Annotated in this window: 10 protein-coding genes; 4 read left to right on the top strand and 6 right to left on the bottom strand. The window is 68.6% G+C overall.

Annotated features, from left to right (window positions below):
- Nucleotides 1-15: 15 nt before the first annotated feature.
- Together murA and fabV are read left to right on the top strand one after the other, a co-directional pair.
- Complete coding sequence (gene murA, locus AB0B82_RS00600) at nt 16-1,299, top strand: UDP-N-acetylglucosamine 1-carboxyvinyltransferase (protein WP_360160894.1); 1,284 nt, start codon at nt 16-18, stop codon at nt 1,297-1,299.
- An 81-nt stretch (nt 1,300-1,380) separates the two neighbouring features.
- On the top strand, nt 1,381-2,547 hold the full coding sequence (gene fabV, locus AB0B82_RS00595; protein WP_360160892.1) for an enoyl-[acyl-carrier-protein] reductase FabV: 1,167 nt from the start codon (nt 1,381-1,383) through the stop codon (nt 2,545-2,547).
- Here fabV and AB0B82_RS00590 read toward each other — a convergent pair whose 3' ends face one another.
- Nucleotides 2,548-3,468 carry an alpha/beta hydrolase gene (locus tag AB0B82_RS00590; RefSeq protein ID WP_360160890.1) on the bottom strand — a complete coding sequence of 307 codons (921 nt, stop codon included), beginning with the start codon at nt 3,466-3,468 and terminating at the stop codon, nt 2,548-2,550.
- A gap of 45 nt (nt 3,469-3,513) precedes the next feature.
- Complete coding sequence (locus tag AB0B82_RS00585) at nt 3,514-6,015, bottom strand: DUF3516 domain-containing protein (RefSeq protein ID WP_360160888.1); 2,502 nt, start codon at nt 6,013-6,015, stop codon at nt 3,514-3,516.
- 172 nt (nt 6,016-6,187) lie between these two features.
- Here AB0B82_RS00585 and AB0B82_RS00580 point away from each other — a divergent pair, with 172 nt between their 5' ends.
- Both AB0B82_RS00580 and AB0B82_RS00575 read left to right on the top strand, forming a co-directional pair.
- Nucleotides 6,188-7,054, top strand: a complete 867-nt coding sequence (locus AB0B82_RS00580; RefSeq protein ID WP_360160886.1) for a hypothetical protein — start codon at nt 6,188-6,190, stop codon at nt 7,052-7,054.
- Nucleotides 7,055-7,216: 162 nt separating this feature from the next.
- Nucleotides 7,217-8,473: an SGNH/GDSL hydrolase family protein gene (locus tag AB0B82_RS00575; RefSeq protein ID WP_360160884.1), complete on the top strand. Its 1,257-nt coding sequence runs from the start codon at nt 7,217-7,219 to the stop codon at nt 8,471-8,473.
- 77 nt (nt 8,474-8,550) lie between these two features.
- Here the strand turns inward: AB0B82_RS00575 and AB0B82_RS00570 are convergent, their stop codons facing one another.
- From AB0B82_RS00570 to AB0B82_RS00555, 4 genes are all read right to left on the bottom strand, one after another.
- Entirely contained in the window at nt 8,551-10,167 is a 1,617-nt protein-coding gene (locus AB0B82_RS00570) for a hypothetical protein (RefSeq protein ID WP_360160882.1), read from the bottom strand.
- Nucleotides 10,164-11,063, bottom strand: a complete 900-nt coding sequence (locus tag AB0B82_RS00565) for a carbohydrate ABC transporter permease (protein ID WP_360160880.1) — start codon at nt 11,061-11,063, stop codon at nt 10,164-10,166. The genes AB0B82_RS00570 and AB0B82_RS00565 overlap by 4 nt, the downstream gene beginning before the upstream one ends.
- The gene (locus tag AB0B82_RS00560; RefSeq protein WP_360160878.1) at nt 11,060-11,932 is read right to left on the bottom strand and encodes an ABC transporter permease subunit; all 873 of its coding nucleotides are present in this window, start codon (nt 11,930-11,932) and stop codon (nt 11,060-11,062) included. Before AB0B82_RS00560 ends, AB0B82_RS00565 begins: the two co-directional genes overlap by 4 nt.
- A gap of 286 nt (nt 11,933-12,218) precedes the next feature.
- A complete protein-coding gene (locus AB0B82_RS00555; RefSeq protein WP_360160876.1) occupies nt 12,219-13,166 on the bottom strand; it encodes an MBL fold metallo-hydrolase in 948 nt (315 codons plus the stop codon).

The following is a 13,166-nucleotide window of genomic DNA, read 5'->3' as shown; positions in this document are numbered from 1 at the left end:
CGCTACAGTCGACCGGTGGAACGGTTTCGGATCGCGGGTGAGGCACGGCTCCAGGGCACCGTCGAGGTGGCCGGGGCGAAGAACAGTGTGCTCAAGCTGATGGCGGCGGCACTGCTGGCGGAGGGTACGACGACGCTGCGGCAGGTGCCGGGCATTCTCGACGTCACGTTCATGGCGCAACTGCTGGACACCCTCGGGTGCGAGGTGAAGGTCGATCCGGACCAGCGACTCGCGACCATCAGGGTCCCGGGTGACGTCGGTCACCAGTGCGACTACGAACTGGTCCGCAAGCTGCGCGCGTCGATCTCGGTGCTCGGACCGCTGCTGGCCCGCTGCGGCCAGGCGGAGGTCGCGCTGCCGGGCGGCGACAACATCGGCTCCCGCGGCCTGAACATGCACGTCGCGGGCCTGGAGTCGATGGGCGCGAAGGTGCACATCGAGCACGGTTTCGTGATCGCCGAGGCGCCGCAGGGACTGCACGGCGCCGAGGTCTGGCTGGACTTCCCGAGCGTCGGCGCGACCGAGACGATCATGATGGCGGCGGTGCTCGCGCGCGGGACGACGATCATCGAGAACGCCGCCCGCGAGCCGGAGATCCAGGACATCGCGATGATGCTCGTCGACATGGGCGCGCAGATCGTCGGCGCCGGGTCGCCGCGGATCGAGATCACCGGTGTGGACCGGCTCGAGCCGGTCGAGCACGTGGTGGTCCCGGACCGGATCGTGTCCGGAAGCTGGGCGTTCGCAGCGGCGATCACCAAAGGTGACGTCACGATCGCGAACGGTCACGCCGAGCATCTGGAACTGCCGCTGGACAAGCTGCACCGGGCCGGCGCCGAGATCTCGGTGCTCGACCAGGGCTTCCGGGTCCGGATGGACGACCGCCCGAAGCCGGTGGACGTGGTCACACTCCCCTACCCCGGGTTCGCGACCGATCTGCAGGCCTTCGTGATCGCACTGAACGCACTCAGCGACGGCGCCGCGATGGTCACCGAGAACCTGTTCGAGGGCCGGTTCACCTTCGCGCAGGAGCTGACCCGGCTCGGCGCGCAGATCCAGACCGACGGGCATCACGCCGTGGTCCGCGGCGTACCGCGGCTGTCCGGCGCGCCGGTGGTCGCCTCCGACATCCGCGCCGGCGCCGCGCTGGTCCTGGCCGGTCTCGCGGCCGAGGGCGAGACGCTGGTCTCGGCGGCGCACCACGTCCACCGCGGCTACACCGACTTCGCCGGCAACCTGCGCCGCCTGGGCGCCGACGTCGTGGTCGAGCCCGACGACGCGGAGATGTACTGGAACTGACCGGTTGTTTCGCCGCCGGCCCGCTGCAACAGGTCAGTGGTGTAGCACCCCGTCGGCGGGCGGCGGGTTAGGGTCTGACGCATGACTCAGCGTGTGGTGAGGCCGGTGGGGCGTGGGTTCCTGTTCCTCGACTCGCATCCGGCCGGGTGTGCCCAGGTCGTGCGGGACATGGCGGCGGAGGTCGAGCAGCGGCCCGCGGAGCGGCGTACGGCGTTGGTGATCGGGTCGAGTTCCGGGTACGGGCTCGCGACCACGATCGCCGGTCTCGCGCGGTACGGCGTCGACGGCATCGGCATCTGCTTCGAGAAGGCCGCCACGGCCCGTCGTACGGCGACCGCCGGGTGGTACCGCACCGCCGAGACCGCCGCGCTCGCGGCCGAACTCGGCCGCTCGTGGTCGTTCGTGAACGCCGACGCGTTCGCGGACACCACCAAGGACGAGGTCCTCGACCTGGTCACCGAGCAGCTGGGTGGGATCGATCACCTGATCTACAGCGTGGCCGCACCGCGGCGGACGGACCCGCGGACCGGTGAGACCTACCAGTCGGTGCTCAAGGCCATCGGCACGGAGCACGTCACCAAGAGCCTCGCGTTCGACGACGGCGCGCCGGTGCTGCAGGAGGTCGGCATCGAGGTCGCGACCGACGACGAGATCGCGCAGACCGTGAAGGTGATGGGCGGCGAGGACTGGACCCGCTGGATCACCGCACTGCGCGACCGTGACCTGCTCAAGCCTGGGTTCAGCACGGTGGCGCTCACCTACATCGGCTCGGAGTTGACCGGGCCGCTGTACCGGCAGGGCTCGATCGGCGCGGCCAAGGCCGACCTGGAGCAGACCGCTCTGAAGCTGGCCGCGGACGGCGTGACCGCGATGACTTCGGTGAACGGCGCGGCCGTGACCCAGGCGTCGTCCGCCATCCCCGGCATCGGTCTTTACGTCAGCCTGCTGCACAAGGTGACCCATCTGCAGACGCCGATGGAGCAGTCCATCGCCCTGTGGTCGCAACTCACCGGCGAGACCCCACTGGATCTCGACGACGAGGGCCGCATCCGCCTCGACCGCTGGGAACTCACCGACGACGTCCAGTCCGCCGTACGCCACCAGTGGGAGCGGGCCGCCCCGGACAACATCGCCGAGGTCGCCGACGCCGCCTGGTTCTTCACCGAAGTACGCCGCCTGTACGGCTTCGACGTACCGTCCGTCGACTACGAAGCCGAAACCGAAGTCGACATCGCCTGGCCGAGCTGATCACCTGCCCAGCAAATCCCCGCAGAACGAGCTGACGGCGCGGTTGACCAGCTCAGCTCGTTCCCACGGCAGGAAGTGGCCGGCGCCTTTGACCCAGAACGGGCCGACCGCCTCCGGGAAGCCGATCGCGCAGCGCTCCTCGACGTGGTGGTTCTTCGTCACCTGGTCCTCGCCGACCACGACGAGTGCGCGTTGCCGGACCGGTCGGTCGAGCAGCTCCGGCGCCGACAGCGGCCGGGTGCCCATGACAACCTCGTAGTCCGCAAAGGATGCACGCAGTCGCGCGGCGTCGCCGTACGGCTCGGTCAAGAACGCCAGATCGTCCTCGTCGAAGGCGTCCGGCGGGCACCACAGCCGGTGCCCGTAGAACTCGGCGACGTACCGCCGTCGCTGCTCGGGTGTGCTGAGCTCCGCCACCAGCTCGTCGGCTGCCAGCCCTTGACGGCGGACGTAGTCGTACACCGCCGACGACGCGTTGCCCGCAGGGATTCCGGCTGCGGCGAAGGCCTCGTCGAGCGCTGGTGTGGAGTCGTCCAGGATCACCAGGCGGTCGACCCGTTCCGGATGACGGTTGGCCAGATCGATGGCGACCGACGCGCCGAGATCGTGGCCCGCGACCACCGCCGACTCCCAGTCGAATCTGTCGAACAGACCGAGAAGGTCCGTCCCGAACGCGTTCAGGTCGTAGAAACCGTCGGGGGCGAAGTCGGACTGGCCGTAGCCGCGAAGATCCGGCGCGACGACATCGAAGCCGGCCGAGGCCAGCGGGACGAGGTTGTGCGCCCAGATACGACTGGTGCACGGGAACCCGTGGACCAGCAGCAACGGTACGCCGCCCGCGCCACGCCGGCGAACCGCCAGGTGGTGGCCGGGACGAACCTCGACGCGGACGGCCTCGACGATCTCCTCCGGAAGGCTCATATCCCCTGGTCTACCGCAGGTTCCGGACGGCAGGCTTCCGGAACGCTACAGGGCTTTGAAGGAGACCAGTTCGAGGACGAGTTCGCCGGCGTCGTCGGAGGCGTTGAGGTCGACGGTGGCGGTGATGCGCCAGTCGTGGTTGCCTTCCGGGTCGTCGATGATCTGCTGGACCTCCCAATACCCGGGGTGCTCCTCGACCAGGAACAGGGCCGGACCACGGGCGGCCGGGCCGGTGCCGACCACGTCGTGTTCGGCGTAGTACGCCGTACCCGCCTCGGCCCAGCGCCCCGCGTCCCAGCCGGACTCGCTGTCCAGCGCGCCGAGCTCGGCCCAGCGATGCAGGGCGAGCAGCTCGACCCGGCGGAACATCGCGTTGCGGATCAGGACACGGAAAGCCCTGGTGTTCAAGGTGATTCGGCGCGGGCCGGCCGGCGTCGGCTCAGCGACCTCTTCGTCGGTGGGGTTGGTGAGCTCCTCCCACTCGTCCAGCAGACTGGAATCGGTCTGCCGGACGACCTCGCCGAGCCACTCGATCAGGTCCGCGAGGTCCTCGTTCACCTTGTCCGGCGGTACGGTCTGGCGCAGCGCCTTGTACGCATCGCTCAGGTACCGCAGCACGATGCCTTCGGAGCGCGCCAGCCCGTAGAACCCGATGAACTCGCCGAACGTCATCGCCCGCTCGAACATGTCCCGGACCACCGACTTCGGCGACAGCCCGGTGTCCGCGATCCACGGATGCGTCTGCCGGTACATCTCGAAGGTTGCCTCCAGCAACTCCTCGAGCGGCTTCGGCCAGCTGACGTCCTCGAGCAGCTCCATCCGCTCGTCGTACTCGATGCCCTGGGCCTTCATCGCGTTCACGGCCTCGCCGCGGGCGTGGTGTTCCTGCGCCCAGAGCACCGCGCGCGGATCCTCCAGCGTCGCCTCGATGATCGACACCACGTCGAGCGCGTACGACGGATCGCCCGGGTCGAGCAGGTCCAGCGCTGCCAGCGCGAACGTGGACAGCGGCTGGTTGAGGCTGAAGTCCTTCTGCAGGTCGACGGTGAGCCGCAGGATGCGCCCGCTCTCGTCCGGTTCGTCGAGGCGCTCCACCACGCCGGCGGTGACCAGCGTGCGGTAGATCTGGATCGCCCGGCGGATCAGCCGGACCTGCGCCTTGGAGTCCTCGTGGTTGTCGCGCAGCAGCCGCCGCATGCTCTCGAACGCGTTGCCGTCGCGGGCGATCACATTGAGCAGCATCGCGTGGCTGACCCGCATCCGGGACCGCAGCGCCTCGGGCTCGGCCGCGACCAACCGGTCGAAGGTGTCCTCGCCCCAGGTGACGAAGCCTTCCGGCGGCTTCTTCCGCTGCACCTTGCGCTGCTTCTTCGGGTCGTCACCGGCCTTCGCGAGCGCCTTGACGTTCTCGATCACGTGGTCCGGCGCCTGCACGACGACGGTACCGGAGGTGTCGTACCCCGCCCGGCCGGCCCGCCCCGCGATCTGATGGAACTCGCGCGCCTTGAGGATCCGCTGCCGGCGCCCGTCGTACTTGCTGAGCGCGGTGAGGACGACGGTCCGGATCGGGACGTTGATGCCGACGCCGAGCGTGTCGGTGCCGCAGATGACCTTCAGCAGCCCGGCCTGTGCGAGCTGCTCGACCAGCCGGCGGTACTTCGGCAGCATGCCGGCGTGGTGCACGCCGATGCCGTGCTTCACCAGCCGCTGCAGCGTCCGGCCGAACCCCTTGCTGAACCGGAAGTGCCCGATCAGCTCGTTGATCTTCTCCTTCTCCTCCTTCGAGGAGACGTTGATACTCATCAGCGCCTGAGCGCGCTCGAGGGCGGCCGCCTGGGTGAAGTGCACGACGTACACCGGCGCCTGGTGGGTGGTGAGCAGCTCTTCGAGGGTCTCGTGCAGCGGCGTGGTGACGTACTTGTAGATCAGCGGGACCGGGCGCTCGCCGGAAGCGACGATCGCCGTCGGCCGGCCGGTCCGCCGGGACAGGTCGATCTTGAACCGCTCGACGTCGCCGAGGGTCGCGGACATCAGCACGAACTGCGCCTTCGGCAGCTCGAGCAGCGGCACCTGCCAGGCCCAGCCGCGGTCCGGCTCGGAGTAGAAGTGGAACTCGTCCATCACCACCTGGCCGACGTCCGCGTCCGCCCCTTCGCGCAGCGCGATGTTCGCCAGCACCTCCGCCGTACAGCAGATGATCGGGGCGCCGGCATTGACGGCCGCGTCGCCGGTCAGCATGCCGACCTTGTCCGCCCCGAACACGTCGCACAGCGCGAAGAACTTCTCCGACACCAATGCCTTGATCGGCGCGGTGTAGAACGTCCGCTGCCCGTTCGCGACCGCGGCGAAGTGCGCGCCGGTGGCCACCAGGCTCTTGCCGGAGCCGGTCGGTGTGGACAGGATCACGTTCGACCCCGTCATCACCTCGATCAACGCCTCCTCCTGCGCCGGGTACAGCGAGATGCCCTGCTCGGTCACCCACCCCTGAAAGGCGTCGAACAGGTCGTCAGGCTCAACAGTCTCCGGCAACTTCTCAGTCAGCGTCATCACTGTCTATTGTCCCTGGGCCCGAAGGACAGGAGGTACCGCCCTCCATTGGCGACCCGCCGGGTGTGGCCGACGGGACGGGGGCCCGCCTCAGGTGACACCTCCTGTTGTTCGGTCCCCTGTGGACAACCCAGACCGCCACCGGTGCCATCTGGTGCACCATGCGTCGGTGATGTGTGTTGCTGATTTCCTCCGGCACAACGGCGGCCGAGCGACGGCCGCGGAGCTGGTAGCGGCAACGTCGAAGAAGGCTGTCGCGTCAGCCGTCAGACGCGGCGAGATCACTCGTGCGGCCCGCGGGCTCTACGTGCTGCCCGGCGCCGCGACAGACCACACGACGGCTCTCGCCTACCACGGCGTCCTCTCGCATGTGAGCGCCGCCCGGGTGTGGGGCCTTCCACTGCTGGTTCCACCGGAGAAGCCACACATCATCCTTCCTGCCCATCGCCGGCCCCGCCCCGGACCGCCCGCGGTCCTGCACTGGTCGCACACCACGGCCGACGAGCGACGCACCGGCGTGACGTCCGCCCTGCGAACTGTCTGCGATTGCGCCCGAATCCTTCCGTTCGGCGAAGCGCTCGCCGTCGCCGACGCGGCGTTGGCCCGCAGGCTGCTTCTTCCGGACGAACTGGTGGCCGCGGCCCGGACCTTACGCGGACCGGGTTGCCCGAATGCGCGGCGAGTCGCGGCGCTGGCGGACGGCCGCGCGGACAGTTTTCTCGAGTCGATGCTCCGTGCGCTGCTCATCTCGGCGGGCGTCGACGGGTTCGAACCGCAGGTGCTGGTGAGCTGCGGCGCGTTCCGTGCCAGGGTCGATCTCGGGCACCGGCCTGCGCGCGTTGCGCTGGAGGCCGAGGCGTTCGAGTTCCACGGGTCGCCGAACGCGTTCGCCGCGGACTGCCGCCGGTACGACGAGCTCGTGACGGCCGGCTGGCTCGTTCTCAGGTTCACCTACCAACAGATCCTTGGCGATCCGCAATGGGTCGTCGCGACGGTCCGGGAGGCCGTGCGGGCCCGAACGACAGGAGGTGTCTGCTGAATCGTTGATCATACCGGCATCACCAGGCGTGCAGACGTCGCATCAGGGCGGAGACCTCCTGTCGCACCGGCCCCAACCATTCGCCTCAAGATTCCAACCACTCGGCGACAATGAATGTGCAAACGATTGCATACGGTGGTTCGCCGCGATGGGGTGCGGGACATGACATCTACGTGGCGCCGGTTGGGCGCGAGTTTGCTGGTGACAGCGGTGGGTGCGGCAGGACTGGTGGCAGCCGCACCCGCCGGTCCGAAGGGGACCGCGAGCGGCGGTCCGGCCAACACCACGAGCAGTGGCCTGCGCACTGGTCCCGTGACGACGTGGGGTGCCGCCGACGACATCGCGGGCGGCACGCTCGGCGACATGACGGTCCGGAACATCCTCCGGACCAGTGTCGGCGGGACCGACCTGCGGATCCGGATCTCGAACGCCAACGGGGACCAGCCGCTGGTCACCGACTCGGTGTACGTCGGCCGCCAGGCGATCGGCGCGGCTGTGGTCCCCGGAACGAGCCGGCGGCTGACGTTCGGCGGGAGTACGACGGTCACGATCCCGCCTGGTGCGATGGCGCTCAGCGATCCGTTGCCCGGTCCGGTGCCCGCCCTGACAAGCCTGACGGTCAGCCTGCACGTGGTCGGATCGACCGGTGTGATCACCGCACACAACCGCGCGATGCAGCACAGCTACAAGTCGACCGCGGGTGATCACGCCGCCGACGAGTCGAGTACGCCGTACCGGACGGAGTCGTCGGCGTGGTACTTCCTCAACGCGGCGATCGTCGACGCACCGAGGCCGGTGCAGACGGTCGCGGCGCTCGGGGACTCGATCACGTCCTCGGTCGGCAGCACGATCGACACCAACCGTCGCTGGCCGGACGTCCTGGCGAACCGGTACGCGCAACTGCCGGAGCCGCGGCGGCTGGGGGTCTCGAACGAAGGCATCTCCGGCAACCGCGTGCTCGGCGGCATCGCGAAGGCCGGCAGTGCGGGCGCCAGCGCACTGGCCCGGCTGGACCAGGACGTGCTGACCAAACCCGGCGTACGGACGGTGCTGGCCCTCGAGGGGATCAACGACATCTACGCGGGAGCCACCGCGGACGAGCTGATTGCCGGCTACCGGCAGCTGATCGCGCGGGTGCACGCGTCCGGTCGATGCATCGCCGGCGGGACGTTGACGCCGGTGGGCGGTTCGTTCGTGTACACGCCGGAGAAGGAGGCGACACGGCAGGCGGTGAACGCGTTCATCCGCACCAGCGGCGAATTCGACGCGGTCGTCGACTTCGACGCCGCCACCCGGGACCCGGCCGATCCGTCCCGCCTCGCACCGGCGTACGACGGTGGCGACGGCCTGCACCCCAACGACGCGGGCAGCGCGGCGATGGGCCAGGCACCCGACCTGGACGCCCTCCGCTGCCAGTAGAAGGCTGCCAATAAAGCTGCCGGTGACAGCAGTCCCGCCCGCCGCGCAACAGGCGGCGGGCGGGACGGCCGGTCGGGTCAGCTGTCGCCCCTGGCCGACATGGCCTGCTCGAGTTCGTCACGGATCGCGTCGGCGCCGGACTTCCGGTAGTCGGCGACCGCCTCGTCCCAGGCCTTCAGGTCGGCCCGGCCCAGCTGGATGTCCTTGGTGAGCGAGTCCATCCGGGTGTCGAGGACCTTGCCCTTGGTCGACTGGGTCGGCGAGTACAGCCCGTACGTCGGCGACAGGATCGCTGTCGGAAGCACGGCCTTGAGCTGGTTGTACGCCATGTCCACGGCCTCGGGGTGTCCCGGGAAGTACGCCGGGTACGGCCCGTCGGCGAGGTACTGCACCGGGAACTCACCGAGGCATACTTCGCTCTGACCGTCCTTGGTCAGCTGTGGATCGGTCCCCTTCAGCGTGTAGTGCCGTCCCGCCAGCCCGAACTTGCGGAACAGGTACTCCTCGGTCCCGAACGGCGCCGCGAGCCAGTTCAGCACCCCCAGCAGCATCTTCGTCCGCTCCGGTGAACTCGGCCGGATCGCGGCGATCGAGTTGTTCGGCGAACCCAGCAGTACCCGGCCGACCTGGCCGTCGGCCGAGCGCGGCACCGGGATCGTGATGCTGAAGTTCGGGTTCGTCGCCCGCCGGTAGAAGCTCTGGATGGACGAGTACGAGTCCTGCGTCATCACCGCCGACCCGTTGCTGAACCAGACCTTCTGGTTGTTCTTCGCCACCCCGTCGGGATGGATCAGGCCGTCCTTCACCAGCTGCCGGGTGATCGCGAGCAGCTCCTTGTGCTCCGGCAGCTCCCGGCTGTGGACGAGCTTCCCGTCGCGAACCTCCCACCCGTTCGGCAGCCGCAGCATCGCGCTCACATGGGCCGTCGGCGGGACTGCGAACGCCCACCGGTTCTTCCGGCCGTCGGTGACCGCCTTCGCCACCCGCACCAGTTCGTCGACGGTCACCGCCCCGATCTCGACGCCGAGCTGGTCGAGGATGTCCTGCCGCACCAGCAGCGTGTTCGACGACATCACGCCGCGCTGGATCGGTACGGCGCGGATGCCGCCGGCGAACACGCACCCGCGCCAGGACGCCTGGGGCGCGTTCGCCAGGAACGGGTACTCCAGGATCGCGTCGCCGGACAGGTACTCGGTCAGGTCCTGCGCCCGCGCCTCCAGGAATTGCGGAAGGTACGCGAACCCGCCGTCGACGTTGAACAGGTCGCCCAACGTGTCACCGGCCACGGCGGTGGCGAACTTGTTCGCGTAATCGGTCGCCGCCGTGATGGTCAGGTCCAGTTTCGACCCGAGCCGCCGGTTGAGCTCCTGCCAGTACGGGTTGCGGTCGGCCGTCGGCGGGATCGGGTTCGACGTCAGCGCCGTACCCACCAGCTCGCTGCCGTCGCCCGGCGGGCCGCCGGTCACCTTCACCGGATCCGCCGGAAACCGGTAGAAGCAGTCCGGCATCAGCGGGTGACTGCGCGGCAGGTCCGGCTGCGGACCGTCGAACCGTTTGTACGTCGGCAACTCGACCGGCCTGTTCAACGCAGCGATGTCGGTCGACCGAGTCACCGTCGAGCAACCGCTCAGGCCGCCGGCCGTCGCGGCGGCGGCCAGCGAACCGCCGAGGAAACGCCTTCTGCTGATCGTCATCCCTTCACCGCCCCGGTCAGCATGCCCTTGGCGAAGTGCCGCTGCAGGAACGGGTACACGATCAGGATCGGTACCAGCGACACCACCAGGATCGCCATCTGGATCGACTCCTGCGGCGGCAGCTGATCGGCCGCCGCGCCGCCGAGATCGCCGCTGCTCAGCTCGGTGTTGTTGACGACGTACGTCCGCAGCACCAGCTGCAACGGCCACTTCGCCGTGTCGTTGATGTAGAGCATCGCGTTGAAGAACGCGTTCCAGTACCCGACCGCGTAGAACAGGCCGACGACCGCGAGCACGGCCCGCGACAGCGGCAGCACGATCGACCAGAAGATCCGGAAGTCGCCCGCGCCGTCGATCCGCGCGGAGTCGAGCACCGAGTCCGGGATGCCCATGAAGAACGCCCGCAGCACGATCACGTTGAAGCCGCTGATCGCCGTCGGCAGGATCAGTGCGAGCAGCGAGTCGAGCAGCCCGAATTCCTTCACCACCAGGTAGTTCGGGATCAGGCCCGGGCTGAACAGCAGGCTGAACAGCACGATCATCAGGATCGGCCGCTGCCCGAAGGTGCCCGGCCGGCTGAGTGCGTACGCGAGCATCGTCGATCCGGTCAGGCTGACCAGCGTGCCGCCGGCGGCGATCACCATGCTGACCACCAGCGCCCGCTGGACCACGCCGCCGTTGAAGATCGACTCGTACGCGTCGAGGTTCAGGCCGTCCGGCCAGAGCACGAAGCCGCCGGAGTTCGTGACGTGGTTCTGGCTGGCGATGCTGGTCGAGATGACGCCGATGAACGGGACGATCACGACCGCGCAGCAGATCACCAGCACGATGCCCTTGACGATCCGCGCCGACATCGCCGGACCGTCGTCGATACCTTTCGGCTGAGCCAGACTCATCGCTTGTACACCCCCGCTTCCCCGAAGACATGGGCGATCTTGTTGGCGCCGAGCACCAGGGCGACACCGACCAGACCCTTCACGAGTCCGACCGCGGCGGAGACGCCCCATTGGCCGGCCAGTACGCCGTTGTTGTAGACGTACGTGTCGAGCACCTCACTGGCCGGGCGGCCGACCAGGTTCTGCTGCAGGATGATCTGCTCGAAGCCGACGGTCAGCGAGTCGCCGAGCCGCAGGATCAGCAGCAGGATGATCAGGCCGCGGATCCCGGGGATCGTCACGTGCCACAGCTGCCGCCAGCGCGACGCGCCGTCCACGCGGGCCGCCTCGTACAACCCCGGATCGATCTGGGTCAGCGCGGCCAGGAACAGGATCGTGCCCCAGCCGGTGTCCTTCCAGATCACCTGGCTGGTCAGCAGCGCTATGAACCCGTCCGGATTGCCGAGGAAGTCGATCGTCCCCATCCCGTGCGACCGCAGGAAGTTGTTGATCAGGCCGCTGCCGCCGAGGATCTGCTGGAAGATCGCGACGACGATCACCCAGGACAGGAAGTGCGGCAGGTACAGCACGGACTGCACGACGCGTTTGATCCGCTCGGACAGCAGGCTGTTCAGCAGCAGCGCCAGCGCGATCGGTGCGGGGAACACGAACAGCACCTGCACCAGCGTGATCAGCAGGGTGTTCTTCAGTGCGTTCAGGAACTCCGGGTCGCCGTTGAAGATGACCTTGAAGTTGTCCAGGCCGACCCACGCACTGCGGCCGAGCGGGACGAACGGCAGGTACTCCTGGAACGCGATCAGGTTCCCGAACAACGGCAGGTAGTGGAACACCAGCATCAGCGCCAGGCCCGGCAGGGCCATCAGCAGCATGACTTTGTCACGGCGAATCCGCACCCACCAGGACAGCGGCTTGCCGTTCGTGCTGTGCTCCGGACGTCTCCTTCTTCTACTGTCCGTAACGGCGCCCGGTGGTCCGGAGCCGGTCGGCGGTCCGGCAGTGACCTGCCGGCTGGGGATTCGGTCTGTTTGAGCCACGTGACACTCCCGGGTCGTAACCCCCCACTCTCTCGGAGAGCGTTTTCCGTTCTCCGATGTTCGACTGTGTCGTGTCGTGGGGAATTTCGCAGCTTCGGTCGGAGTGTCTGTCAGAAACCGGTCACCCGCGGTCGTGCCACCGGGTTTCGGCGGCTCCGGAGCGGGCCAGCCGCTCCAGGTGCGCCCGGGCCATCCGGACGGTCTGCAGGTTGATCCCGCCGTAAGCCCCGAGCTCGGTACCGATGGCATCCGCGAGGTCACGGACAGTCAGCGAGCCGCGCGTCCGGAGCAGGCCGGTGGTCAAGGTCTCGACCTCGTCGACCCATTCGATGCTCTCCGCGATCAGCTTCCGGCCGGCGGTCGCGTCCATCGCGTCTCCGTGCGACGGAACCAGCACGTCGAAGTCGAGGTCGAGCAGCCGGGCCAGCCCGGCGGTGTACCGGGCGACGTCGGTGTAGAGCGGCGCCAGCCAGACGTCACTGCCGAGGTACGGGCGTCCACGCCCCTGCACGTCGTCGAATGTGAACAGGGTCCGTGACGTCTCGTCCAGTACGGCGATGTGCCCGGGACTGTGTCCGCTCGTCATGATCACCTGCAACGAACGCTCACCCGGCAGCCGGTCGCCGTCCCGAAGCAGTACGTCGATGCGCACCCGCTCGTCGAGCATGCCGGCCAACTCGGACCGCTGCGCCTCGGACAGGTCCAGCGCGTCCGGGTCTGAACCCCACAGCTCGGTCACGAGTCGGTCGTTGTCCTCCAGCCAGCCGGCCTCGAGCGCGGGTGCGGGTGCGGCGAAGCGTGCGCGGTTGCTGTGCTTGCGCAGTACGGCGTTGCCGCCCATGTGGTCGGGATGCGCGTGGCTGTTCACCACCAGCGTCAGATCCTGGAGGCCGAGCGCCAGCGCCGCGAGTTCCGGCGCCGTGGCCGACTCGGGTGTCGACGCGATGCCTGCGTCGAGCAGGACCAGCTCGGAGCCGGCGTCGATCACGTGCAGCCAGAGCGGGAGGCCGCACACGTGCGGGTAGGCCGTGGCCAGGCGGTGGATTCCGGGAGCGATCTCAGCGGGCAC

It is taken from the genome of Kribbella sp. NPDC048915, from assembly GCF_040649595.1.
Classification (GTDB): domain Bacteria; phylum Actinomycetota; class Actinomycetes; order Propionibacteriales; family Kribbellaceae; genus Kribbella.
Note: the sequence above shows the minus strand (reverse complement) of the source record. Positions and strands in the feature narration are given on the sequence as shown.